The organism is Lentilactobacillus diolivorans DSM 14421, from assembly GCF_001434255.1.
GTDB lineage: Bacteria > Bacillota > Bacilli > Lactobacillales > Lactobacillaceae > Lentilactobacillus > Lentilactobacillus diolivorans.
The window spans coordinates 325,730-350,257 of the sequence record NZ_AZEY01000090.1 but is presented as its reverse complement, the minus strand read 5'-3'; the positions used below and the strand labels follow the sequence as shown (position 1 = coordinate 350,257).

General features: G+C 38.2%; 24 protein-coding genes and 1 riboswitch. Of the genes, 6 read left to right on the top strand and 18 right to left on the bottom strand.

The annotated features are described in order from the left end of the window. Positions 1–112: 112 nt before the first annotated feature. Positions 113–1,822: an NFACT RNA binding domain-containing protein gene (locus tag FC85_RS11265; protein WP_057865633.1), complete on the bottom strand. Its 1,710-nt coding sequence runs from the start codon at positions 1,820–1,822 to the stop codon at positions 113–115. Between the two features lie 132 nt (positions 1,823–1,954). Between FC85_RS11265 and FC85_RS11260 the strand changes: the two genes are divergently transcribed. The 4 genes from FC85_RS11260 (at position 1,955) to FC85_RS11245 (ending at position 5,396) form a co-directional block, all read left to right on the top strand. Next, complete coding sequence (locus FC85_RS11260; protein ID WP_057865632.1) at positions 1,955–2,368, top strand: MarR family winged helix-turn-helix transcriptional regulator; 414 nt, start codon at positions 1,955–1,957, stop codon at positions 2,366–2,368. Positions 2,369–2,388: 20 nt separating this feature from the next. Further along, positions 2,389–3,261 (top strand): DegV family protein, encoded by an 873-nt coding sequence (locus FC85_RS11255; RefSeq protein ID WP_057865631.1) that lies wholly within the window; start codon positions 2,389–2,391, stop codon positions 3,259–3,261. A gap of 107 nt (positions 3,262–3,368) precedes the next feature. Then, a riboswitch (THF riboswitch) is annotated at positions 3,369–3,481 on the top strand. A 53-nt stretch (positions 3,482–3,534) separates the two neighbouring features. Beyond that, on the top strand, positions 3,535–4,065 hold the full coding sequence (locus FC85_RS11250; RefSeq protein ID WP_057865630.1) for a folate family ECF transporter S component: 531 nt from the start codon (positions 3,535–3,537) through the stop codon (positions 4,063–4,065). An 887-nt stretch (positions 4,066–4,952) separates the two neighbouring features. After that, a complete protein-coding gene (locus FC85_RS11245; protein ID WP_057865629.1) occupies positions 4,953–5,396 on the top strand; it encodes a GNAT family N-acetyltransferase in 444 nt (147 codons plus the stop codon). Positions 5,397–5,671: 275 nt separating this feature from the next. Here FC85_RS11245 and FC85_RS11240 read toward each other — a convergent pair whose 3' ends face one another. Next, positions 5,672–6,538, bottom strand: a complete 867-nt coding sequence (locus FC85_RS11240; RefSeq protein WP_057865628.1) for a LicD family protein — start codon at positions 6,536–6,538, stop codon at positions 5,672–5,674. 264 nt (positions 6,539–6,802) lie between these two features. Here FC85_RS11240 and xerS point away from each other — a divergent pair, with 264 nt between their 5' ends. Beyond that, positions 6,803–7,897: a tyrosine recombinase XerS gene (gene xerS / locus FC85_RS11235; RefSeq protein WP_057865627.1), complete on the top strand. Its 1,095-nt coding sequence runs from the start codon at positions 6,803–6,805 to the stop codon at positions 7,895–7,897. Between the two features lie 10 nt (positions 7,898–7,907). Here xerS and mutY read toward each other — a convergent pair whose 3' ends face one another. The 7 genes from mutY to parE form a co-directional block, all read right to left on the bottom strand. After that, positions 7,908–9,041 (bottom strand): A/G-specific adenine glycosylase, encoded by a 1,134-nt coding sequence (mutY, locus tag FC85_RS11230; RefSeq protein ID WP_057865626.1) that lies wholly within the window; start codon positions 9,039–9,041, stop codon positions 7,908–7,910. A gap of 67 nt (positions 9,042–9,108) precedes the next feature. Beyond that, entirely contained in the window at positions 9,109–9,639 is a 531-nt protein-coding gene (msrA, locus tag FC85_RS11225; RefSeq protein ID WP_057865625.1) for a peptide-methionine (S)-S-oxide reductase MsrA, read from the bottom strand. A gap of 13 nt (positions 9,640–9,652) precedes the next feature. After that, entirely contained in the window at positions 9,653–10,081 is a 429-nt protein-coding gene (gene msrB, locus FC85_RS11220; RefSeq protein WP_057865624.1) for a peptide-methionine (R)-S-oxide reductase MsrB, read from the bottom strand. Between the two features lie 304 nt (positions 10,082–10,385). After that, the gene (locus FC85_RS11215; RefSeq protein ID WP_057865623.1) at positions 10,386–11,315 is read right to left on the bottom strand and encodes a manganese-dependent inorganic pyrophosphatase; all 930 of its coding nucleotides are present in this window, start codon (positions 11,313–11,315) and stop codon (positions 10,386–10,388) included. A 29-nt stretch (positions 11,316–11,344) separates the two neighbouring features. Beyond that, on the bottom strand, positions 11,345–12,304 hold the full coding sequence (locus tag FC85_RS11210) for a LysR family transcriptional regulator (RefSeq protein WP_057865622.1): 960 nt from the start codon (positions 12,302–12,304) through the stop codon (positions 11,345–11,347). Positions 12,305–12,439: 135 nt separating this feature from the next. Next, entirely contained in the window at positions 12,440–14,878 is a 2,439-nt protein-coding gene (parC, locus tag FC85_RS11205) for a DNA topoisomerase IV subunit A (protein ID WP_057865621.1), read from the bottom strand. Between the two features lie 21 nt (positions 14,879–14,899). Continuing rightward, entirely contained in the window at positions 14,900–16,855 is a 1,956-nt protein-coding gene (gene parE / locus FC85_RS11200; RefSeq protein WP_057865620.1) for a DNA topoisomerase IV subunit B, read from the bottom strand. A 150-nt stretch (positions 16,856–17,005) separates the two neighbouring features. Between parE and plsY the strand changes: the two genes are divergently transcribed. Then, positions 17,006–17,647, top strand: coding sequence for a glycerol-3-phosphate 1-O-acyltransferase PlsY (plsY, locus tag FC85_RS11195; RefSeq protein ID WP_057865619.1), 642 nt, complete (start codon positions 17,006–17,008; stop codon positions 17,645–17,647). An 86-nt stretch (positions 17,648–17,733) separates the two neighbouring features. On the opposite strand, the gene FC85_RS11190 is transcribed toward plsY, so the two are convergent. From FC85_RS11190 to rpsP, 9 genes are all read right to left on the bottom strand, one after another. After that, the gene (locus tag FC85_RS11190) at positions 17,734–18,609 is read right to left on the bottom strand and encodes an aldose 1-epimerase family protein (protein WP_057865618.1); all 876 of its coding nucleotides are present in this window, start codon (positions 18,607–18,609) and stop codon (positions 17,734–17,736) included. A 24-nt stretch (positions 18,610–18,633) separates the two neighbouring features. After that, positions 18,634–20,049, bottom strand: coding sequence for an ATP-dependent protease ATPase subunit HslU (gene hslU, locus FC85_RS11185; RefSeq protein WP_057865617.1), 1,416 nt, complete (start codon positions 20,047–20,049; stop codon positions 18,634–18,636). A gap of 15 nt (positions 20,050–20,064) precedes the next feature. Further along, positions 20,065–20,607: an ATP-dependent protease subunit HslV gene (gene hslV, locus FC85_RS11180; protein ID WP_057865616.1), complete on the bottom strand. Its 543-nt coding sequence runs from the start codon at positions 20,605–20,607 to the stop codon at positions 20,065–20,067. 14 nt (positions 20,608–20,621) lie between these two features. Next, complete coding sequence (gene xerC / locus FC85_RS11175) at positions 20,622–21,557, bottom strand: tyrosine recombinase XerC (protein ID WP_057865615.1); 936 nt, start codon at positions 21,555–21,557, stop codon at positions 20,622–20,624. Positions 21,558–21,979: 422 nt separating this feature from the next. Continuing rightward, positions 21,980–22,342, bottom strand: coding sequence for a 50S ribosomal protein L19 (rplS, locus tag FC85_RS11170; RefSeq protein ID WP_057865614.1), 363 nt, complete (start codon positions 22,340–22,342; stop codon positions 21,980–21,982). Positions 22,343–22,466: 124 nt separating this feature from the next. Then, positions 22,467–23,237 carry a tRNA (guanosine(37)-N1)-methyltransferase TrmD gene (trmD, locus tag FC85_RS11165; RefSeq protein ID WP_057865613.1) on the bottom strand — a complete coding sequence of 257 codons (771 nt, stop codon included), beginning with the start codon at positions 23,235–23,237 and terminating at the stop codon, positions 22,467–22,469. Then, positions 23,234–23,761, bottom strand: coding sequence for a ribosome maturation factor RimM (rimM, locus tag FC85_RS11160; protein WP_057865612.1), 528 nt, complete (start codon positions 23,759–23,761; stop codon positions 23,234–23,236). Before rimM ends, trmD begins: the two co-directional genes overlap by 4 nt. A 72-nt stretch (positions 23,762–23,833) precedes the next feature. Next, positions 23,834–24,079, bottom strand: a complete 246-nt coding sequence (locus FC85_RS11155) for a KH domain-containing protein (RefSeq protein WP_057865611.1) — start codon at positions 24,077–24,079, stop codon at positions 23,834–23,836. Between the two features lie 17 nt (positions 24,080–24,096). Next, positions 24,097–24,372: a 30S ribosomal protein S16 gene (gene rpsP, locus FC85_RS11150; RefSeq protein WP_057865610.1), complete on the bottom strand. Its 276-nt coding sequence runs from the start codon at positions 24,370–24,372 to the stop codon at positions 24,097–24,099. Positions 24,373–24,528 lie beyond the last annotated feature (156 nt).

The following is a 24,528-nucleotide window of genomic DNA, read 5'->3' as shown; positions in this document are numbered from 1 at the left end:
GGTGGCATTTTTTCAATTGCAAAACTAAATTCATTCAGCATTTTATAAGAAAAGAAACGGCGATCAAGACAATTACATTTGTCTTGGTTGCCGTTTCTTTATGAGAGCAATGTTATTTTTTTAATTGAGACACAATATCTTCGGATGGATCAACTAAAACAGTTTGTTGATTGTCATAAATAACGTAACCGGGTTTGGTGCCATTGGGCTTTCTAACATGTTTTACTTTTGTAAAATCAACTGGAACTTTCGTTGAGTCTCTCGCTTTTGAAAAATAGGCGGCTAAAGTCGCAGCTTCAGTAATCGTTTGGTCGGAAGGATCAAAGCTTCGAATAATCACATGAGAGCCCGGAATGTTCTTTGTATGCAGCCATGTTTCACGTTTATCGGCGGTATGCATGGTTAATCGCTCATTTTGTAAATTGTTCTTACCAACCAAAATTTCGGTACCGTCAGAAGCTTCAAACACTTCAGGTTTATTAATTTTACGTCGTTTGGCTTTTTTCTTTTTATTATTGTGCTCGTGATCCTTCAGATAATGACCTTGTTCCAATTCATATCGAATATCAACTAAGTCCTCAGGTTTAGCGAGTTCAATTTGTGATTGGATATTTTCAAAGTAATCAATCTCGGCTCTAGTTAGCTTAATCTGCTCAGTCAAATATTTAACTGCATTTTTTAACTTTTGATACTTCTTAAAATAACGTTGCGCATTCTCAGATGGTGACTGTTGGTTAGAAAGGAAAATCGTCAACAGATTATTTTGATCATAATAATTTGGCAGTTCGATACTAGTCATACCACGCTCGACTTTATTCAAATACGCCGTTAAAATTTCTCCTTTAACACGGTATTCATTAGCATTGTCAGTCTCCTTCATATCGCGATTAAGTCGTTTGAGCTTTGTGCGATTCTTCTTCAATTGCTTTTTTACAACTTGAATGAGGACAGCACCTTGTTCACGGACTCGATCACGCTGGGCACGACTAGCATAATAGGCATCCAGTAATTCACTTAAGGTCGAATAATGCTTATCTTTTTGTGTACCTGGGTAAGGAAATGCGGTAAAATTAATCTTGTTATTAGCAATATGGCTAAAGGTAGGCTTGGGCGAATTGAACTGCTCAAAAAAGTTATGGAAGTTAGCTGCCGTATTGGAATCACGATGTAAGCAATTTGCAAGTGCCAAAGATGTGTCATTGCCCAATCCTTGAATTATCTTTTTTAAACCATTAGCTAAAACATCAACGTTTGGATATTCTCGAATTAAATGATCAATATCTTCAAATTCAGTTTTAACAAATGGATCTTGTAAATCCTGTTTAGGAGGATTAATATAAGTCGCTCCAGGAAGCAGGATTCGATATCGGTTAACATCGGAACCAACGTGTTTAATGGCATCAATAATTTTATCATTAGCTTCATCAATAAGAATAATATTACTATGTCGTGCCATAATCTCAACATTAAGACATAGACTTGTCTGATCTCCCAATTCATTTCTGGAGGTAAACATAAATCTTAAGACCCGGTCATTATCAAGTTGCTTGATATCAGTCAGAATTGCACCACTTAAGTGTTTCCTCAGAATCATCGTAAAATTACTGGGAACACTGGGATTAACATAAGGAATTTTTGTGATCTGGACTCTTGCATACGTCGGGTTAGCGGATAATAATAGTTGTTGATTCGTACTTTGAGCACGAATCGTTAAGATTAGTTCGTTAGGATATGGTTGATTAATTCGACTTACTCGTCCAGTCTTTAATAAACCAAGTAATTCATTTTTCATGGAATGGGTAAAAGAACCGTCAAATGACATCGTATCACTCACTTTCATCATAGAATAGCACTTACTAGTATAACGCACTTTACATATGGATGCGAAGGTTCGAACGCTGTTTGTAACTGATAATCAAATAGCGTATACTATTTTTTCGGAGGTCTTTTCACAATGAAGGATATTCTTGTAGCGCTCAATTCCGCAGCTAAAAATCATACGACGCAATTATTTAAAATAACTAAAGCAACTGGGTTGACAATCTCAGAATGGAAACTCTTAAATCAAGTGATCGCGGGTAATAAGACTCAAGAAGTTTTGTCTGAGATTACCAATTTGGATATTTCAACGCTTTCACGTCAATTAAAGCGATTAGTTGAAAAAGAAATGCTCAAGAAAACTGCAATTGGAAAAGACAAGCGACAATTAATCTATACGGTAACTCAAAAAGGGCTGGATTCTAGTGAGTATGTTAGCAACCAGGTAAAAAGTCTAACTGAATTAGTTTTTAATCATTGGACAAATGAAGAAAAGAATTTGCTTAAGATTTTAATTAACCGACTCGAAAAAAGCCTTGATAGAATATAAATACAAGTAGGTGGAATTTGATGAAAATTGCAATTGTGACCGATAGTACAGCTTATCTAACCAAAGAGGAGGAACAAAAATATCACATCACCGTTGTCCCCATGCCAGTTATTATTGATGGCCATGAATATAAAGAGGGTGTTGATATTACAACCGAGGAATTTTACGAGAAATTAAGAAATTCCAACTCCTTTCCAAGTACGTCACAAGCACCAATGGGGGAAATGATTGAATTATACAATTCACTTGCCGATAAGGGATACGATGCTGTAATAAGTATTCATTTGGCTAGTACAATTTCCGGCTTTTATAATTCAATTAAACAAATTGCACCAACCATTGATCGCATCAAAGTTATCCCGTACGATTCGCAGATTACTGTTAAATTAATGGGATACTTAGCTATTCAGGCTAGTAAAATGGCAAGTCTTGGAAGAAGCATCGATCAAATTATTAATTACTTAAATGGATTACGAGCAACGATTGATGAATTGTTCGTTGTTGACGATTTACAAAACTTGGTTCGAGGTGGTCGTCTATCAAATGCATCAGCTTTTATCGGTGGTATTTTAAAAATCAAACCGTTATTAACATTTGATGATACAAACCACGAAATTGTCGCGATCGAAAAAATTCGATCTCGAAAAAAGGCTTTAAAACGAGTTGAAACTTTATTCGCGCAAGCCTATCAGAAAGCCAATTACCCGTTGCGCGCTTTGGTCTTGAATGGTGATGATCCGAAGGCAGGAGAAGAGTGGGCTTCTAAAATACACGAACTATATCCCAATATGAAAATTGAACAAAGTTATTTTGGGCCAGAGATCGGAACCCACTTGGGAGACAAGGCCTTGGCACTTGCATGGCTTCGTGATTTTGACCAGGATCAAATCTAATTTCATAACATTGATCACCAGCAACCACCATATTGTTCGGAAACAAGCAATATGGTGGTTGCTTTTTATTATTAATGTGCTAAACTTTAAGAGTTGTTAAAATAAAATATGGAGTAGGATTCAACGCGTTAAGTGTCGAAGGAACGGAATGTGAACTTCGAACGAAAAGTAATGATGCGACTTATTAATTACTTGCGGTGTTGTTTCCGCATTCGCCAATTTATTTAGGATGCTAAATATATGGTGAGCTCCTTTTGAGGAGATGTCATTATCATGAAGTCATTGTCATTAGGGTTTAGAAAGCTTCGGGTTTTGGATATTGTCGTTTTAGGGGTCTTAATGGCCTTGGCACTGGTTGTTGGCCGCTTTACAGTTGGCACAAGTGTTATCCGCCTAAGCTTCGGGTTTGTTATTACCGCCATTGCAAGTTATCTTTACGGCCCATTATGGTCTTCAACAATTGCTGCACTGGGAGATATCATCGGAACGGTCATTTCTGGCAATATTTATTTCCCTGGATTTACAATATCCGCCATCTTAGGAGCCACTATTTACGGCCTATTTTTTTATAATCAGCAAATTACTTGGAAGCGAGTTATTATTTCACAATTAATCATTGCTGTTTTTGTAAATGCAATTTTAAACACATTGTGGTTAACAATTCTTGTTAAAACACCGTTTTGGGGATTACTTCCAATTAGAATATTTAAAGAAATTATCGTTACACCAATTCAAATGGCAATTTTGTATTTTGTTTTAAATTCAAAACAATTTGAAATCATTAAAAATCGCCTTTTAGGATAGAAAAATCCAATTAATTGACTTATAACGTCAGTTAATTGGATTTTTTTACAATAGATTGGAAATATCCGAAGGGACACTGTCATGCCATGGAACCAAACTTTGTTGTTTATAGTCAACACAATCAATTGTATGTACAGTGGGGATCAGCTTGTTCAGAGGCTTCAGACGAGTTTTTGCATCATACAATTGTAACAAATGCGGACTGATTTTCTTGAGAATGATATGACTTTTTACCCAGTTGTTATTTTGCGATTTTTGAAAATAATTTAAATTACTTCTTAATTGATCCGAATCGGGCACTAGATATGGACTCAATAAAAAGCCAATACTGATTGGTAGATACAAGTAATATATTTAACCATCCGCTGGTTCAGATACCATTAAGCCTTGCTAATATTAATCGTCCATATCACAGAAAAATTGCGATACTTAGTTTATGCATAAATGGGCAATTTTTGGGGGAAATTTTAATTAACTTGATTGTCATAGTTTTACCAATACCAAAAACCAATAGTCAGGTTAACTAACGGTGTTGTCTTTGGTAGCAATTTTAATCAAATATCGTCTGAGTAACTATTGAAGTACTTTCAACGTTAATTTTCAGATTTGAACCAAAGTATCTCAAATAATTTTCCGGTTCGGGCATATCACTCATCATTATGGTAATATGAGGTCAGTGTCATCCATTTAAATTGAATTGTGTTATAACCCCAGTATCGAAAAATATTATTTTGGCGAGGAAATTATTGATCACTGGAATCCAAAATTGCTTTTCAAAATAAAATCCAAGTCTCAATAAATTTTCCAATTACTGGTTACTGGCAAGCGATTTAAACGAAGGTCGGGTTCACTTTAACGATATGACAATGGCGCATGAAGGGAGCATCATGGCAATAATTAATAAAGATTCTCAAATTTTAATTCGAAAAATGGTTGCTGAAGACTATCCAGATGCCTATGCGCTTTGGCAAAAAACACCGGGTATGCATCTGAGAGAATCTGAGGACAGTTTTGAAGAAATTGCCCGATTAATTAAATTCAATCCAGGATTTTGTTTTGTGGCAGAAATTGATCAACAAATTGTCGGAACAATTCTTGGCGCAACAGATGGGCGTCGTGGGAAAATTTACCATTTAGCAGTGTCTACTAATTACCAACACGATGGTATTGGAAGTCAATTAGTTAATAAGGTCATTAAAGAACTTCAAGAAGTTGGCATCCATAAAATTTCAGTTGTGGTAATGATTAATAATCAGGCCGGTAAATTATTTTGGCAAAAATTAAAATTTGCAAAACGAACTGATATTGAACATTTTGATAAAATCATTTGAACCAAATCGTGTTTAATTAAAAAAGATTATCCAATACATCAGATAATCTTTTTTAATTAAACACGATTTAAATTGGAACAGATCTAAGAGAGGGTAATTATTTAAATACAGGTAATTGATAGTCTAAATGTCTATTTCAATTCTACTTTACATAATATATATTATACGAAGTAAGTGCTTAATCAAAAAGAAACGTTCAGACGGTCAAAAATACGACCAACTGACGTTCCTATTAAATATGACTAAAAGTTATTTTAATGTCTAAAATTATACGCTTAACTTGCTTCGGCTTCAAATCCATTTCGATGCTTTTCTATTTGACTATCTGGTTCATTCTCCGACAGTTCTTGTGGATTATCAACGGAAGCTTTTAAAATGTGACGCTGAATGCGTTTCTCAACCGGTGGTAATTTCATATAGTTACCATAAAGCCGTGTTAAGTACGAATCGTATGCTGATAAAACAGGAACTCGTAAATTTTCAAATTTCATTTCAGTAAAACGATGCATCTCAGCAGGCAGAATTCGTTCTTTACCGTATTTATATGGTGATGATAAATTGACGTATGCGAGTGACGGATCACGATCATATTTAACCATGATCTGCAAACGTAATTTATACAGCTGATCTATTGTCATGTCAACGTATTTAGGGTCTAAAGACATATTTGGGTATAGGTCCGGGTAAAATCGACGGCGAATTTCCTGTAAGATAGCTTGAAGCGCCTGGCTTTGAGCCACTTGCTGATGTTTGGCTGCGGGCATTTTATCAAACGGAAAAACATCAATAAAAATACCATTAAATGATTTTGCTTCTTCACGGCCACGCTCCAATATTTCAGTTCCTTTAAACATCACCTTGGCAAAATCATATTCATAAGCAGGATTCAAACGATTTTCTTCAACAAAATAGTTAGTTGATCTGAATTCTCCTGGTGCAACTCTTAAAAACTTTTCAAAATCATGTCGAGTAAATCCGATATCAATATCGTCGTCCCACGGAATAAATCCTTGATGCCGGACGGCGCCGATTGCGGAGCCTCCGGTCATAAAATATTTGATATGGTGCTTGGAACTCAAACGTGCGACTTGCTTCAATATTTCCAGCTGAATTCCGTGAATTTGCTTCATATCAACCATCATATGAAAGCCCCCTTAATTTATTAATCCTTATTTCATTTAAAAACCTCTTTCGACTATTTTTTGTTCGTCTATGCTATCTTATGGAGTTTTAACTTGATGGTCAAATATTTTGATCTTTAATTATCCAAAATAACGGTAATAATATGATATAATATAACTTAATAAAATTGTCCTTTTATCAAGTTATATTATAAAAATAAAAACGCCCCACCCAAAAACATGATTTTAGCCGTTTCTATTTAAATCCAATTAAGGAGTTTTACAATGAAAAAATCCAGCTACATTGCTAATAATGAGACACTTATTCAGGAAATGCCCAACTATGTTCAAGATTACTATCTAGAAAAATCAACGATTCCCTTATCTCCAGCAACCTTATATCAATACCTCAATGAATTTCACCGCTTCTTCGCCTGGATGATTGAAACCGGTGTAACAAATGCCTCCACTATGGCTATGATTTCATTAACTGACCTTGAAAAGTTCCGTAAACAGGACATGGAGTTATACAAAGCGTTTCTACTCAATCGTGGTAAGCAAACAGCTAAAAACCCACAAGGAACGCTATCCCATCGAACCGTGAATCGATCGTTAAATGCACTTTCAGCACTTTTTAGGTATCTGACTGAAGAATCGGAAAACGCTGACGGCGAGCCATACTTTTATCGAAATGTAATGAAAAAAATTGCTTTAGTTCCTGATAGTGAAACCTATCAGACGCGTGCTCGTAATATTAAAGATAAATTAATGCTCGGCAACGCGGATGTTCATTACCTGGATTTTATTTTGAATGATTATCCGAAACAAATTAAAGGAAAACGTGTTCACAAGATGTATGAACGTGACCGTCAACGGGACGTGGCAATCAACGCTTTAATGCTTGGAACCGGGATTCGAGTCTCTGAACTTGTTAACGCTAACGTAAAGGATATCAACCTCACTAAGGCAACCGTTTCGGTTCAGCGTAAAGGTGGCAAACGGGATTCTGTTCCAATTGCGAACTGGGTAATGCCATATATTGAACCATATCTCGCTATTCGCAAGCAACATTATCACGCAACTAAGGTTACCCCTGCCCTCTTTTTAACAAAAGGGGCGGACCAACCTAGGCGAATATCAACAGCAACTGTCGAACTACTAGTCGCAAAATACTCGCAAGCGTTCAATCACGTGCGAATTACCCCTCACAAACTTAGACATACACTAGCCTCAAAGCTGTATTTGGAAACCAATAACGAACATCTTGTTGCCACTCAACTTGGTCAATCCTCAACCAAAGCAACTGGATTATACACACATATTGTCGACACAACTCAGAAAAAAGCCTTGGATGATTTGCACAAAGAAGACCATAAGTAACCAGATTTATTTAATTTGTCTTTGGTATTTTTTGTTGGTATGCAGCCCACATCTTTGATTGAACCTTTGAAAATGCAATCGTCGAAAACTGGTCTTGGGGAACCCATTTACCTGGAAAATAACTCAAATCACTATTTGATGGTAAAGTTGCTTCCAATAAAGTGATTTGCCATTTTTGATGAGTAAACGTATGCGATACTTTTTGACTGTCCACAAATGCTAGATCAATTAACTGGAGTTGATAAGTCGATACCCAACTTTGAAAAATAGTATCAATTATTTCATCACTTGATATTTTTTGGACTGATCGCTTTTGATTATCCAATTCGTCGGCCTTAATTAATGGAAACATCAAAAAATGGCTTAAAATGCCATCACTGGGACGCTGCTCAAATAAAAATCCTTTGCTGGAATGAATGATTAGTCCAAAGTAGTTCACTTGAACCGGTCGTTTTTTCTTTGACTTAACCGGATACTTATCCTCTTCACCATCTAAATATGCTTGATCAAACTGTTTAACGGGAGAATGGACAGTATCCGGATTCTTAGCACTCATATAGCTAGCACCCAAATCCATAATTGCTTGATTAAAGTCGCCCGGGCGATCCCTGGAAATAACATTTTGGATGACTTTTTCAAATAGGTGACGGGTTTGGGGTTTAGCAATATCAGCATCAATTTTAAATAATCGGGAAAAAACTCGAAATGCATTACCATCAACAGCCGGAACGGGTTGATTAAAAGCAATACTTGCAATTGCCCCAGCGGTATAAGGTCCAACACCGGAAAGCGATTTAAGACCATCAATTGTCTGTGGCCACTGGCCACCATAGTCGGTCACTATTTGACGGGCTGCTGTTTGTAAATGACGGGCACGCGAATAATACCCTAGTCCTTCCCATGCTTTCAAGAGCACCGATTCGTCTGCTTTTGCCAACTGGCCAACAGTGGGAAATAGTTTCATGAACCGCTGATAATATGGAATGACAGTTTGAACTTGGGTTTGTTGCAGCATAATTTCTGAAATCCAAACATGATACGGGTCGTGATCCACACGCCATGGTAAATCGCGTTTATTTTGATCATACCAATTCAGCAACGCTTTTTGAAAGCCCTTGATCTTTTCGGGTGACCATTCAATCATCTTGATTCTCCTTTTAAATAAGCCGAAGCCAATTTTCTTCTAGAGAAAGTGGTTTCGGCTTATTTCATTAATTAGTTTTATTAACCTTCCAATGAGTCTTGACAAATTTTGCTCGTCCGCCTGCTTCTTCCATTTGAAACCTCAATGGATTTTTCTTATAAAACTGTTGATGTTCCGGTTCCGCGGGATAAAAAGGCTTGGCGTCCTCAATTTTAGTCACGATGGGGTCATCAAACATGCCACTTTCGGCTAAGGCATTCCTTGAAGCTTCGGCAATTTTTCTCTGGACATCATCCTTAACAAAGATAACCGGTCGATAATTATCACCGCGATCTTGGAACTGACCCATCGCGTCTGTCGGATCAGTCTGTTGCCAATAAATCTGGACAAGCCGTTTATAACTAATGGCTTCTGGATCAAAGATCACCTTAACTGCCTCAGTATGGCCGGTTGTATGACTAGAAACTTGTTCATACGTTGGATTGGCAACGTGACCGCCGGTATATCCGGAAATTACCTTTTTGATACCAGGCATTGTATCGAATGGCTTAACCATACACCAAAAACAACCACCTGCAAATATTGCTGTCTCTTCCATTAATCAAACACCCCTACTTAAAGATTTCTTTATATTGACCATAGCCGTTCTGATCCAATTGATCAACCGGAATAAATTTTAATGCAGCAGAATTGATACAATACCGCTGACCACCGGCATCCTTGGGCCCATCAGGAAAAACATGTCCTAAATGCGACTTGGCGTCTTTACTTTGAACCTCTTGGCGAATCATGCCGTGAGACAAATCAGTGTGTTGGTCAATGTGGTCGAGATCAATTGGATGAGTAAATGACGGCCATCCGCAACCGGCATCATATTTGTCTTTCGATGAAAACAATGGTTCTCCACTCACAACATCAACGTAGATACCATCTTCATAGAAGTTGTCATACTTACCGCTGAAAGGTGCTTCAGTTCCCTTTTGCTGAGTAACTTCATATTGTTTTGGTGTTAATTTATTTTTCAACTCATTATCTTTCATCTCATACCTCCAGATTGTCATACGAATACATTGTGTACAATGTATCTACCTCATATTATATGGGGGATGTTATTTAATGTAAACAAAAAAATGGGGCTGGGACAAAAGTAATTTTGTCCCAGCCCCTATTTGTGTAATCACGATTATTACCGAGTCGAAACGTGAGATAAAAGGCAACTTCCTGCCGTACAACCGAATTATCCCAATATTCAAGCCCGGAATATTCGGATAATCCAGTTGTACTCTGGAAGTTAACCGCCTTTTGTCTCACTCTGATTCCTACTTGTAAAGATGAACTGTTAAATTAGCTCAATGCATTGGTTAATGGTGGCACAACTTGTTTTTTACGTGAGACAACACCAGGTAACGGCATTGTAGCATCGGCACCAAGCTTATTGTTAAATGCTTTTTCAACCGCCTCGGTAGGCTCGCCAACAACAATTAATCGAGAATCGCTGTTTAAAACATTAGTCACTAAGACTAAAAACAAATCATAACTCTTGGCTTTAGCCTCAGCAGCCATTACTTTTTTGATATCATCTTGACGTTTATCAATATCATCGAAATCAACAACGTTAATTTGATCAATTCGAACACTCTTGCCACCCATTGTAAAGGACTTGGCATCTGAATCAATTAGCTCTTGATCACTTTTAGCGGAAACATTAGTTCCAGCTTTAAGCATTTCAATCCCATACTTTTCATAGTCAATGTCGGCGATTTCAGCTAATGTCTTGACAGCAATTCGATCTTCATCGGTGGTAGTTGGTGACTTTAACAATAATGTATCTGAGATAATTGCTGAAAGCATCAATCCAGCCAATTGAACTGGAATTTCAACCCTATTTTCATCAAACATTTTTACAATAATCGTACTGCAGCAACCAACCGGCTCTGCACGATAATATAATGGTTGCTGGGTTTGGAAATTTGAAATTCGATGATGATCAACAACGTGAGTAATTGTCAGATCTTTAATATCTGAGACACTCTGTTGAAATTCATTATGGTCAACCAACATGACTGAGTCCACTTCATTCTTAGCAGTTTTAATGATTCGTGGTGTTGGTTCATCAAAATAATTTAGCACAAAAGCAGTTTCCGAATTAGGTTCACCCAAAGCAACAGCCTCAGTATCATAGCCTAATTTATTTTGTAGATATGAAAACGCCTTAGCTGCCACAATGGCATCAGTATCGGGGCTTTGGTGACCAAAAACTAATTCTTTACTCATTAACATTATCTCCCTTAATTTTTTTAAAACTATTTTGCTAATCGGTCTAAATAGTCTTTTTTGGAAAGAAATTCATCAAACTTACTTAAGAAACGGCCAATTCGAGGGATTTCATTCTTATTTTTCCGATAAACAAATTTTAAATCAAACTTGATCCTCGGGTCAAATTCACTTACCCAAATATCCTCATCTGTTAAAGATTTAAGATCAATGTTGAGCATATATGACTTAGGTAATGCTGTGTTAGTTCGCGTATTAATCGCAAACTTAAGAATTTGCTCGGGCATGGTATATCTGGCAGCCGTTGTTGGAAAATCAACCATCTGATTCTTAAAAGTTTCACGTAAGGTCTGGTTAAGATAATAATCCTGTGGATACATGACCCACGGTCGATCGTTAACATCTTTCAAACGAACCTTTTTGCGCTTGGACAGGTCTTGATTATGGTGAATAAATAGTAAATCGTCCGAAATGATTTTCTTTGAGCTATATGGTTTCCAGTTTTTGATTGATTCATCCGGCAAGTACATAATTGCCAGATCAATCTTATTATTTTCCAAACTCTCCCAGATTTCCTTACGAGTCAACATATGAAAATTAATCACCAAATCCGGATTTTCTTTGTATAACGCCAAAGCAAAATCTTCAAAAACTTTAGTTTCAATTGAAGCTAAAATTCCAAGGTTAATTTCACCGGTCGTTGAACTAGTCGCCTGTTGAATTTCATCCGTTGCATCATTTAGTAAATCATAAATCTGATGAGTCGTCTTTAACATAATGTATCCCGCGTCCGTAAGCCGTAGTTTCTTACCTACCGAATAAAACAATGATGTTCCGACCGTTCGCTCAAGTTTCTTAATCTGTTGCGTTAAAGCAGGTTGCGTGATTCCCAATATCTGAGCGGCCTGAGTATAATTCATTGTATCGGCTAACTGAAGAAAATATGACAAGGTCTTGGAAGAAAAAATATTTTCCTGAGTGGTTTTCATTCAGTCTCTCCTTAGTGGTCTCATTTCGACCATTAGATACCCTTTTTATTATCATTTAACATTAATAATAATTCGAAACCAGCTGACAATCAATTAATATAGCGCTTTATTTAAAAAGTGTTTAATATTTTCAAATCAATTAACAGTTAGTTCTGAAGGCTTTATCCGTATTTGTTTCGGAATACCTTCTGAATCGACATCGATCACAAAAGAACCATTCGAATAGCGACCACCCACTGAATATTCCTTGGGTAATATATCATGGCTGCGCGCTCGATTTGTCAATACTTCCAATGGTTGATCTTCATGGTCAATCACAACAAAATCAACAACTCGATGTGGCTGGGCTTTCAACTCACGTAAAATCATCACCCCTTTGCGAGCTCGTGAAGTAGCTGGAATTTCTTTAACAGCTAACTTTTTGAATGCGCCTCGCTGCGTCACAATAGCCACAACACTATTCGGCTGAATAAGCTGCAGGTTGGTTACCAAGTCATCGCCGCGCAGCCCCATTGACTTAACACCAGTAGTTCGGGCGCCGTTGACCGGAACCTCATCCAAACCATATCTTAAAGCCAATCCGTGATGTGAAATCAGCAATAATTCGCTTGATTGCTCTGGATTTGCCAAATACTGAACGGCAACAACTTTCGCGTTTTCAGCTTTTAATTTTTCGTAGGTATACGCATGATTTTTATACGTTCGGCCCGGCTTCAAATCCTGAAAACTTGTTTGTTTAATGTGACCGTCATCGGTGGCAATCAGAAAGTTCCCCGATTCCTTTAATGAATTAAAGGCGAACGTGCCAATAATTTCTTCATCGGCATCCAAGCCAATTGTCTGTGAAATATGTTCACCAGTATCTTTCCACTTAACATCAGCAATTTCGTGAACCGGCCGATAAATTAAGTTACCTTTGTTTGTAAACATAAACAGATGATCACGCGCGTTTAATTGTTCCATAAAGATCGGATAATCTTCATCTTTAAGCCCGCTTTCACTAGATGACGCCTTATAAGATCGGAGACTGCTTCGCTTAATATAGCCATCGTGACTGACCATCACCACAACATCTTCGTCAGGAACCATAACATCGGTACTAATTTTAATATTGGAAACTTTGTTTTGAATTTCCGTGCGACGCGGATTGCGATAAGTTTTGGCTAACTGTCGTAGTTCTTTAGCCAAGACTTTGTTTAATTCACTAGGGTTATTTAGAATCTTTTGAAAACCGGCGATTTGATCAGAAAGTTCTTTGGACTCCGCTTTAAGTTCAGTAACATCTGTGTTGGTTAATCGATAAAGTTGTAAGGCTACAATTGCATCGGCCTGCTTTTCTGAAAAATCGTATTCGTTAACTAAGTTATCACGAGCGTCTTTTCGATTCTTGCTGGCACGGATTGTTTTAATCACCTTATCTAAAATTGATAAGGCTTTAATCAAACCATCAACAATATGCTGTCGATCCATTGCCTTTTGTAAATCGAATTGGGTTCGCTTCTTGACAACGTTCTGTTGAAAGTCAAGATATGCAGTTAAAATCCGTTTTAAGGATAATCGAACCGGCCGCATATGATCAATTGCAACCATGTTGAAATTATAGGAAATTTGGAGATCGGTGTTCTTAAATAAATAATTCAAAATACCTTGAGAATCCACTTCCCGTTTTAATTCAACCACGATACTCAGCCCTTCACGGTCACTTTGATCACGAACTTCAGCAATTCCCTCAATCTTTTTATTAAGTCGAATTTCATCAATTCGTTTAACAAGTTGGGCCTTGTTGACTTCGTAAGGAATTTCGGTGATTACAATCTGAGATTTATTTCCCTTTAGTGGTTCAATTGACGTCCTTGAACGAACCATAATCTTTCCATGACCGGTTTCATAAGCCTTCCTAATGCCGTCAATCCCCTGAACAATAGCCCCAGTTGGGAAATCGGGGCCTTTTACGAACCCCATTAAATCGTCTAATGTTGCCTTGGGATGCTTCTGTAAATACAAAACGGCATCGATAACCTCACCTAAGTTATGAGGCGGAATATCTGTTGCATACCCTGCTGATATTCCCGTAGAACCATTAACCAGCAAGTTTGGGAATCTAGATGGCAATACCGTTGGCTCATATTCGGTATCATCAAAATTCAGTACCCAATCTACCGTGTTTTTATCAATGTCCCGCAACATTTCACTAGAAATTTTGCTCAGACGAGCTTCCGTATATCGCATGGCGGCCGGCGGATCTCCATCCATCGAACCATTATTCCCATGCATTTCAATCAGAGGTTCTCGAACTTTCCAGTCCTGACTCATTCTAACCAGTGCTTCATAAATCGAACTATCACCATGTGGGTGAAAGTTACCCATCACATTACCCACAGACTTGGCAGATTTACGAAACGCTTTATCATATGTGTTGCCATCCTTATTCATTGCATACAAAATTCGGCGTTGAACTGGTTTTAATCCATCACGAATGTCTGGTAGGGCTCGTTCTTGAATAATTGAACGAGAATATCTACTGAAGCGTTCCCCCATGACATCTTCGAGGGTTAGATTTTCTATTTTACTCACTACAGTCGTTTCCCCCTAAAATTATTTAGTAGTATTGTCTAGAATACTGCCTTCTTCTTCTAAATTAAATTTAACATTACTTTCAATCCATTTACGTCGAGGTTCAACTTTATCACCCATTAGTGTTGTAACCCGGCGCTCCGCCAATGCAGCATCATCAATTCGAACCCGGATTAACGTTCGTGATTCAGGATTCATTGTGGTTTCCCACAGCTGATCAGCATTCATTTCACCCAAACCTTTAAACCTTTGCAAACTATATCCTTTGCCGAACGCTTTTGAAACTTTGTTAAGTTCCTCATTAGTCCAAGCATACTGAATTTTTGCTCGCTTCCCAGTGCCACGTTGCAATTTATATAGGGGTGGTAATGCAATAAAAATTCGACCTTGATCAATCATCGGTCGCATATATTTGTAAAAGAAAGTTAATAACAGAATTTGAATATGAGCACCATCATCATCGGCATCAGTCATAATAATGACTTTGTCGTAGTTCGCATCCTCAATCTTAAAATCACTGCCAACACCAGCACCAATCGTATAGATCATCGTGTTAATTTCTTCGTTTTTCATAATTTCAGGCAATTTAGCCCGCTCGGTATTTAAAACCTTTCCACGTAACGGCAGAATGGCTTGATAACGCCGATCACGACCCTGTTTAGCAGAACCGCCGGCAGAATCCCCTTCGACCAAGAATAGTTCATTTCGACTATAATCTTTCGATTGGGCAGGCGTTAGCTTACCAGATAATAGTCGTTCTTGTTTTTTGTGACGCTTACCACTACGCGTTTCATCACGCGCACGCCTGGCCGCCTGACGTGCCTGACGTGCCCTTAATGCCTTGTGTACCAGGGTCTGGGCAAACTCACCGTTTTCCATCAAATAATAGCCAAGTTTTTCACTAACCACGCCGTCAACAATTGAACGGGCTTCAGGGGTCCCCAACTTTTCCTTAGTCTGTCCTTCAAATTGAAGAATTTCCTCGGGTACTCTCAGGGAAAGGACAACCGATAAACCTTCACGAACGTCACTACCCTCGAGATTTTTATCTTTATCCTTCAGTAGGCCAACTTTTCGGGCATAATCATTAAACGCCTTTGTCCAAGCATTTCGAAAGCCGGCTTCATGGGTACCACCATCTTTAGTTCGCACATTGTTAACAAACGAGAGCATAGTTTCGGAATAACCGTCATTATATTGAGCAGCTACCTCAACTTCGACACCATCTTTTACGCCGTCAAAGTCCATCACATCACCTAAAGTATGTTTGCCTTCATTGAGATACCGAACAAACTCTTTGATTCCCTCTTCATAATGATAAACGGCTTCTTGTTCCTGACCAGGTCGTTGGTCAGTGAGTGTAATCTTAGTCCCCTTTAGTAAAAAGGCTGACTCTCGTAACCGTTCTGATAATGTTGAAAAATTGTAAACAACGCTCGTAAATATTTTTGAATCTGCTTTAAAAGTAAGCATAGTGCCACTATGATCACGAGTTTTGCCAACTTTTTTAAGCGTACCAACAGGATGGCCCCCATCTTTAAAGTCTTCCTCGTACTTATAGCCATCTCTGACAATCACAACTTTTAACCAAGTTGAAAGTGCATTAACAACACTGGCACCAACACCATGTAAACCCCCAGCGGTTTTATAACCACCCTGGCCAAATTTTCCGCCAGCATGCAGCATGGTTAAAATAACCTCTGGCGTTGGTTTTCCAGAAGCATGCATCCCAACCGGCATTCCACGCCCATGATCCTTAACAGTAATACTATTATCTTTATGAATGACGACATTAATTTCATCACCATATCCTGCCAAGACTTCATCGACAGCATTGTCAACAATCTCATAAACCAAGTGATGCAAGCCACGTGAATCAGTGGATCCAATGTACATTCCCGGGCGCTTTCTAACTGCGTCGAGTCCCTCAAGAATCTGAATCGAGGAATCATCGTACTTTTGCTTTTGTTTTACCATTTCGTTGTATGACTCCTTTTTAAAACAATCTACTTCATAATAACCTAAAATAACCGCTTTGAAAACGAATTTTGTTGGCGGAAAGCAATTATCATGCTAAAATAATAGGCGCTGTTGTATCAATAAAACACGATAATAGTGGGGCCTGAGATGAATTCTAATAATATCGAACAAGTTATATTAATGTTAGTTATCGCTTATTTACTAGGGGCAATTCCCAGCGGCGTTTGGATCGGTAAGGGATTCTTTCATATCGATATTCGTCGCCACGGATCTGGAAACATCGGTACAACCAATACATATCGAGTTTTAGGTCCAATTGCCGGAACCATTGTCATGGCTATGGACATTTCAAAAGGGGCTATTGCAACCCTGCTACCATTTTTCTTTCACAATTTTACGATTAATCCACTTGTATTTGGCCTCGCAGCCATATTGGGACATACCTTTTCTGTCTTTGATCGATTCAAGGGTGGCAAAGCAGTCGCAACAAGCGCAGGGATGTTACTTGCGTACAAACCATCTTTCTTTTTCCTGGCCGCCGGAATTTGGTTACTATTAGTCCTGCTGACAAGCATGGTTAGTTTAGCTAGTATGGTTGCCTTCACATGTACAACCCTAGCGACATTTTTTATTAATGATTTATTTCTTAGTATTTTAGCAATTGTCCTGACGATCTTTATATTTTACCGTCACCGATCAAACATTGGTCGAATCATGAATGGAACTGAAAGCATGGTGCCGTTTGGACTCGGAAATTTAATTAGAAAACATCAACAATCAAAGGAATAGGATCTACCAATAAAAACGAGCGATTCATTTTTGGAATCACTCGTTTTTATTATCTTCATTAGCTGTAATCATGCTGGATGTAGTTCCTAAAAGAAACTAATCTCATACTGAGCTTTGAATGTTTGATTAACATTGAGCCGATTAATGGCAAATTTGTTTTCAAACTGGCCATCAGCATTAACCGTATCGGCCAGCCCCCACCAAGGCTCGATACAAGCGAATGGCGCTTGTTTGGGATAAGGGGACCAGATACCAACATATGGTGCATTAAAGAGCGTGACGGCCACACCATGATCGTTAAGCGTGTTTGCCAGCATGACTGTCGTCTCATTGCCTCCTAAATCAAGAACCAAAGCATCACTGTTAAATAAACGGTGATTTAATCTCAACGGTTTCGTAAGGTCTAGAGTTCTTGGATCACTTGGATCACTATATGGGGGTTTTAATGGAATCCGTCGATATTCCTTTTTCGGTGCCACCCGAATAAACGAATCTTCAAAATGACCACCTTCAGACGTTAATGGCACGTTAAACCCTGGATGAGCACCTAATGAAAACAGCATTTCTTCAGTATTTGGATTTACAACCAAGAAACTCACTCTTAACGTATGATCAACCAATTCGTAAGTAACTCGCAGTTGAAACGAAAATGGATAAATCGCCAACGTTTCGTCGCTATCCGTTAGCAGTAAGGTCACGGAATCTTCATTTTGCTTTTCAACCTTAAATCGCTGATCACGTGCAAATCCATGCTGGCTCATCTGATATTGCTGTCCATGATAGGAATATTGGTTATCTTTCAAGCGACCAACAATTGGAAACAAAATTGGTGCGTGACGCTTCCAGAAGCTGGGATCCGCCTGCCAAATATACTCAATTGACTTACTGTCCTTGACACTTGTTAATTCTGCACCAAATTCATTAATAAGAACGGTTAAATACTGATTTTTCAAAGTAATCATGTTTAAACTTGCCTCCAACAATCATTATAGAATATAACGTGAAAGATCTTTATTCTGGGCAAGTTTGCCGACCTTATTATCGACGTATTTTTCAGTAATGGTAATCTCACCCATTTGCATATCTGGCCCCTCAAAAAGGATGTCTTCCAGAAGCTTTTCAAGAATTGTGTGCAATCTTCGAGCCCCGATGTTGTCAGTATTATGATTAACATCAGTTGCAATTTCAGCAATTTTGTTAATTGCTTCAATGGTGAATGTTACTTTGATATTATCAGTTCCAATCATTGCAATATATTGCTTGGTTAATGAATTAGTTGGCTCAGTTAGGATTCGAACAAAGTCATCTTTAGTTAAATCATTTAACTCAACCCTGATTGGAAAACGCCCTTGTAATTCCGGAATCAGATCAGATGGCTTACTATCCGCAAAAGCCCCTGAACCGATGAACAAAACGTGATCTGTGTTAACCGGACCATATTTTGTATTAACTTGGGATCCTTCAACGATTGGCAAAATATCACGTTGAACCCCTTCACGAGAAACTTCACCACTATTTTGTGATTTTCCAGGAGCAATTTTATCAATCTCATCAATGAAAATGATCCCGGTATTTTCAGCGCGAACAATGGCATTGTGATAAAGATCTGCCTTATTAATCAATTCCTCGGATGCTTGGCGAAGCAAAATCTGACGGGCCTCACTGACGGGAACCGTTCGTTTAATTTTCTTTTTAGGCATTAATCCAGATAACGTATCATTCAAATCAATGCCCATTTGATTAAGCATGCTGTTTTGACCTGATAGTTGTTGCGAAGGGTCGTCCATTTCAATTTCAACTTCATCGTTTTCCAAAAGGCCGGCTCGAAGCTTTTCGGCAGTCGACATCCGCTTTTCGCGAATATCATCAGTTACTTCCTCTTGATTGGAATCATCATTGGCAGAAGGCATTTTCCCATTTTGCATTTGAGTAAACATGCTCATTAAATTCTGCATATCATTTTGACGATTTTCTTTCTTTTTAGCCGGAACCAATAATTTAACCAATTGATTGTTGGCTTGTTTTTCAGCATCGACATGAACATTCTTATATTCATCTTCACGCTCAAGTTGAATGGCGTTTTCAACCAAATCACGAACCATTGATTCGACATCACCACCAACATATCCAACTTCCGTAAATTTGGTTGCTTCGACTTTAACAAACGGTGCATTAACAATTTTGGCAAGTCGACGGGCGATTTCGGTTTTTCCAACTCCTGTAGGTCCAATCATTAACAAATTCTTAGGTGAAATTTCGTCCTGCATGGCTTTTGTCAATTGCATCCGTCGATACCGATTACGGAGAGCAACGGCCACAGCCTTTTTAGCTTCAGACTGACCGACAATATACTGGTCTAATACTTCGACAATTTGCTTAGGTGTTTGAGTAGATTCTGTCAATTTTTGAATTCCTCTCTATATTTCTTCAGAAATGACGTGTTGGTTAGTAAAGATATCAATATTTCCGGCAATATGAATAGCTGCTTCCGCAATTTCGCGGGCGCTCATATCCGAAGCGTGGTGTTTCATTGCGGTCGCCGCAGCAAGGGCAAAATTACCACCTGAACCAATTGCCAGGATATCATCATCGGGTTCAATAACTTCTCCGGAACCTGATACTAATAACAGATCATGATCATTCATGACAATCAGCAAAGCTTCTAATTTTTGAAGTTGTTGATCACCGCGCCAATCCTGGGCAAGCTCGACTGAAGACCGTTTCAAGTCACCATCAAACTGGCTTAATTTTTTTTCAAAACGTTCTTCAAGGTTAAATGCATCGGCAACGCTACCGGCAAAGCCGACCACTACTTTATCATTATAAATTCGACGGACCTTTCTAGCAGTTCCTTTCATAATGACTTTTTCACCCATGGTTACTTGACCATCACCGGCCATTGCTAAATGACCATTATGACGGACTGCACAAATCGTTGTTGCTTCAAATTTAACTGGCATAAAAGATACCCCTTTTATTTTTTAGATTTAAATGATTCATTATTTCTTGGAAAAAATTTTTGATAATCACTCATCAAGTGAGATTTAGTTACATGGGTATAAATCTGAGTGGTTGATAGACTGCTATGTCCCAGAAGTTCTTGAACTGATCGCATATCAGCCCCATTATTTAGCATCTCTGTTGCAAAAGTATGCCTTAACATATGCGGATGAATATTAGTTGTCAAACTACTTTGGTGAATTATTTCATCCATAATATATTCAATCCCTCGAGAAGAAATCGGGCGACCATAATGGTTGATGAACAAGACGTCATGATTTTGATGGAATTTAGTCATCAGCTTTGTCCGAGAGTCAATTTGGTAATGTTGAATCGCCCTCATAGCTTCCTGACCAAATGGTACATAACGTTGCTTGTTACCTTTTCCAGTAACTAGCAACATCTTATTCTCAAAATCAATATCTTTCAACCGAATACCCGCACATTCACTAACTCGAATACCAGTTGCATATAAAAGTTCCAAAATGGCTGTGTTTCGCAGTGCAAGCTCTCGGGTTCCCTTCTTGGCACCCGCGAAAAGCGCTTGCATTTCATTTTGATAGAAAAAGCGTGGTAAGTGCCGATTCTGGGCCTTCAAATGTACATATTCAAATGGATTGGTTTTCATGACGTCATTTTTGACCATAAAATTATAAAATGATCTGATCGCCGAAACCTTTTGAGCAATTGAATTACGAGCATACTTTTTATCATACAGATTAGTTAAAAAGGCCTCGACATCGTATGCATCAACCTTAATTAAGGACTTTCGATCATTGGGGACCTCATCTAAAAAAATCACAAATTCAGAAATTGCTAACTGATATGCAGTGATTGTGTCCACAGAATAATGTCGATCACTTCGAAGATATTTGAGAAACCAATCAATATTTTTCTGATCTGTTTCCATAATTTCAACCTCTTTTAAATTCAGAACCTCAATCGGTATTACCGGTTAATCCGTTATCTAGTATGCGACTCATCCATTTATCTCAAAATTAAACAAGATCGCTTCAAAATTTTCAACTAGGAATTATAGTTTGAGCCTAATTATCGCACATCTATTATCATATCAGACATGTTTAATAAATGCCCATGGAAACGCTAATATTTGTGGATTTTAAATCTGATTTAAAAAGATATTCGCTTGCTCAACTTTAATTAGCGGCGATTAGCGTAATTCTACTCACGATTTGGCAAAGGTAACCTATTTTAGATAACTTTTAAAAGGATATTAAGTTTCTTTATCCTTTCTCAAGATTCAAAGAAAATGTCGCAACAAAAAAGACCGGATCAAGGCTAACCCTTGATTCCAGTCCAGAATGTTTATAATTACGAACGAGTTCGCAGTGAAGCCTTGATACGAGCAGCTTTACCTTGTAATTCACGTAAGTAATACAATTTGGCACGACGAACTCGACCATGTCTAATTACTTCGACTTTGTCAACTCGTGGTGAATGAAGTGGGAAGATTCGTTCAACCCCAACACCGTTACTAACTTTACGAACAGTGTATGTAGCTTGAATTCCTGAACCCTTACGTTTGATAACAACGCCTTCAAACAACTGAATACGTTCTCTAGTTCCTTCAACAACTTTAACGTGGACTCTAACTGTATCCCCAGCACGGAAATCAGGAATGTCATCACGAAGTTGTCCTTGATTGATTTTTTCGATCAATTGATTTTGTCGCATAAATAAATCTTCCTTTCACTAACATTCATTATCTTGTCTGACAGCGGAATGTTGTTTTGCAGCTTACGCCAAGAACTAGTGTAACATAATAACCACAACTGTGTAAAGGGCTTTTTCTTGTCAGCTATTGTGGTGACTTCGCCTGTCTTTGCTCCTCTTCAATTCGAACATCGGCTAACAATCTTTTTTGAATACTCGTTAGTTTACGATGATCAATCAAATCCGGTCGACGACGATATGTTCGACGAAGTGCTTCTTTTTGATTCCATAAAGCAATCTTTTTATGATCGCCATTCATTAAAACTTCTGGAACTTTCATTCCCCGAAAATCTGCTGGCCGAGTGTACTGCGGTTCTTCTAACAGGCCGGTTGAAAATGATTCTTCCACCTTAGATTGTTGATTGCCCAAAACGCCTGGAATTAACCGTGTCAGTGCGTCAATCATTACCATCGCGGGCAACTCACCACCTGTCAGTACAAAATCACCCAGTGAGTACTCGTCAGTTACAATCGAGCGAATTCGTTCATCGTAACCTTCATAATGACCGCAGATAAAGGTAAGGTGTTCAGACTTAGACAAAGTTTCCGCATCATGTTGTTTGAACTGTTTTCCTGCGGGATCCATTAAAATAACTTTTCCAACAGGCAGCCCATCTTCTTCTGCGGCCCGCTTGGTGTGTTCATAAGCATCAATGATTGGTTGGGCTTGAAGTAGCATACCAGCACCACCACCAAACGGGTAATCATCAACATGACGATGCTTATCCTGCGTAAATTCCCGGAAGTTGGTGACCCTCAAGTCAAAGATCCCATTATCAATTGCTTTTCCTAAAATCGAATCATGCATTGGCACTTGAAACATCTCGGGAAACAAGCTTAAAACGTCTATTCTCATTCGTCCAACCCCTCCGGAATGTCTACAACAATTCGGTGAGCATCAAGATTAACCTGTTTAATGACAGAATCAATTTTCGGTAATAGTAAATCCGATTTTCCATCGCGAGCCACTACCCACACATCGTTGGCACCTGGTGAAAGAATCTCTTTGACAATGCCAATCAGTTGTTGGTCCCGGTCATACACATCCAACCCGATAATTTGATGATAATAATACTCTCCTGGTTTCAAATCATCATCAGATAATGTATCTTCGGTAATTTGTAAAAGAGAAGGTTTTAAATATTCAACATCATTAATTGAGGGATGGTTCTCGAAATGTAATAAAATAAACCCTTTATGTTTTCGAACACCATCAATCACAAGCGTTACTAAGTCAGGTTTCTTGTCAAGTTTAGCGTAAACTTTATTGCCTTTTTTAAATCGTTTCTCAGGGAAGTCAGTAATTGGAATGACCCGGACTTCACCTTTAAGTCCTTGAGTGTTTACAATCTTACCAACATTATAATACGTAGCCTTCATTCAAAAACCTCCACCAATGCTGAATACGAAAAAAAGCTCTTAAACAAAACGGCCGTTTCGCTTAAGAACCTATTACTTGCCATCATCAACAATTAATCGCACCTTTTTGCGACCTACAACTGGAACACTATAAACAACTGTTCGAATTGTCTGAATCACATGACCGTGTTTACCGATAATTCGACCAACATCATCTTCATTCAAGTGAAGGTGATATTCCATAAATCGATCAGACTCATCATGTAAAATCTCAATTTCGTGCGGATAATCTACTAATGGTGACACAATCTTTTTAATTAATCCGTCGACGTTAATCATGACGCTGATCACTCACTTTACTTTTTTGAGTATTTAGCTTCGTGATACTTCTTCATGATACCAGCATCTGATAATAAGTTACGCACCGTATCAGATGGTTGAGCACCGTTGTTTAACCAATTAAGAATTGATTCTTCTTCAAGAGTAACCTTAGCTGGTTCTGATAATGGGCTGTAAGTACCAACTTTTTCGATGAACCGGCCATCACGAGGGCTACGTGAGTCGGCAACAACGATTCGATAGTATGGACGCTTTTTTGAACCCATTCGCTTTAAACGAATCTTAACTGACATGCAATTTACCTCCTATAATCATTTAACGATTAATAATATACCAGTAATTCGAATGGTTGTAAAGGTTTTTTTCTTTACACCATAAAAATCCTGCTACAAGCAACCTTGAATAACGACTCTTGAAACATTTCAGACATTCTTTTATGCCTGTAATTA

Bases quoted from the DNA above. Each gene is read 5' to 3' on its own strand.
- FC85_RS11265 (WP_057865633.1), bottom strand. From the start codon at position 1,822: ATGTCATTTGACGGTTCTTTTACCCATTCCATGAAAAATGAATTACTT.
- FC85_RS11260 (WP_057865632.1), top strand. From the start codon at position 1,955: ATGAAGGATATTCTTGTAGCGCTCAATTCCGCAGCTAAAAATCATACG.
- FC85_RS11255 (WP_057865631.1), top strand. From the start codon at position 2,389: ATGAAAATTGCAATTGTGACCGATAGTACAGCTTATCTAACCAAAGAG.
- FC85_RS11250 (WP_057865630.1), top strand. From the start codon at position 3,535: ATGAAGTCATTGTCATTAGGGTTTAGAAAGCTTCGGGTTTTGGATATT.
- FC85_RS11245 (WP_057865629.1), top strand. From the start codon at position 4,953: ATGGCAATAATTAATAAAGATTCTCAAATTTTAATTCGAAAAATGGTT.
- FC85_RS11240 (WP_057865628.1), bottom strand. From the start codon at position 6,538: ATGATGGTTGATATGAAGCAAATTCACGGAATTCAGCTGGAAATATTG.
- xerS (WP_057865627.1), top strand. From the start codon at position 6,803: ATGAAAAAATCCAGCTACATTGCTAATAATGAGACACTTATTCAGGAA.
- mutY (WP_057865626.1), bottom strand. From the start codon at position 9,041: ATGATTGAATGGTCACCCGAAAAGATCAAGGGCTTTCAAAAAGCGTTG.
- msrA (WP_057865625.1), bottom strand. From the start codon at position 9,639: ATGGAAGAGACAGCAATATTTGCAGGTGGTTGTTTTTGGTGTATGGTT.
- msrB (WP_057865624.1), bottom strand. From the start codon at position 10,081: ATGAAAGATAATGAGTTGAAAAATAAATTAACACCAAAACAATATGAA.
- FC85_RS11215 (WP_057865623.1), bottom strand. From the start codon at position 11,315: ATGAGTAAAGAATTAGTTTTTGGTCACCAAAGCCCCGATACTGATGCC.
- FC85_RS11210 (WP_057865622.1), bottom strand. From the start codon at position 12,304: ATGAAAACCACTCAGGAAAATATTTTTTCTTCCAAGACCTTGTCATAT.
- parE (WP_057865620.1), bottom strand. From the start codon at position 16,855: ATGGTAAAACAAAAGCAAAAGTACGATGATTCCTCGATTCAGATTCTT.
- plsY (WP_057865619.1), top strand. From the start codon at position 17,006: ATGAATTCTAATAATATCGAACAAGTTATATTAATGTTAGTTATCGCT.
- FC85_RS11190 (WP_057865618.1), bottom strand. From the start codon at position 18,609: ATGATTACTTTGAAAAATCAGTATTTAACCGTTCTTATTAATGAATTT.
- hslV (WP_057865616.1), bottom strand. From the start codon at position 20,607: ATGCCAGTTAAATTTGAAGCAACAACGATTTGTGCAGTCCGTCATAAT.
- xerC (WP_057865615.1), bottom strand. From the start codon at position 21,557: ATGGAAACAGATCAGAAAAATATTGATTGGTTTCTCAAATATCTTCGA.
- rplS (WP_057865614.1), bottom strand. From the start codon at position 22,342: ATGCGACAAAATCAATTGATCGAAAAAATCAATCAAGGACAACTTCGT.
- trmD (WP_057865613.1), bottom strand. From the start codon at position 23,237: ATGAGAATAGACGTTTTAAGCTTGTTTCCCGAGATGTTTCAAGTGCCA.
- rimM (WP_057865612.1), bottom strand. From the start codon at position 23,761: ATGAAGGCTACGTATTATAATGTTGGTAAGATTGTAAACACTCAAGGA.
- FC85_RS11155 (WP_057865611.1), bottom strand. From the start codon at position 24,079: ATGATTAACGTCGACGGATTAATTAAAAAGATTGTGTCACCATTAGTA.
- rpsP (WP_057865610.1), bottom strand. From the start codon at position 24,372: ATGTCAGTTAAGATTCGTTTAAAGCGAATGGGTTCAAAAAAGCGTCCA.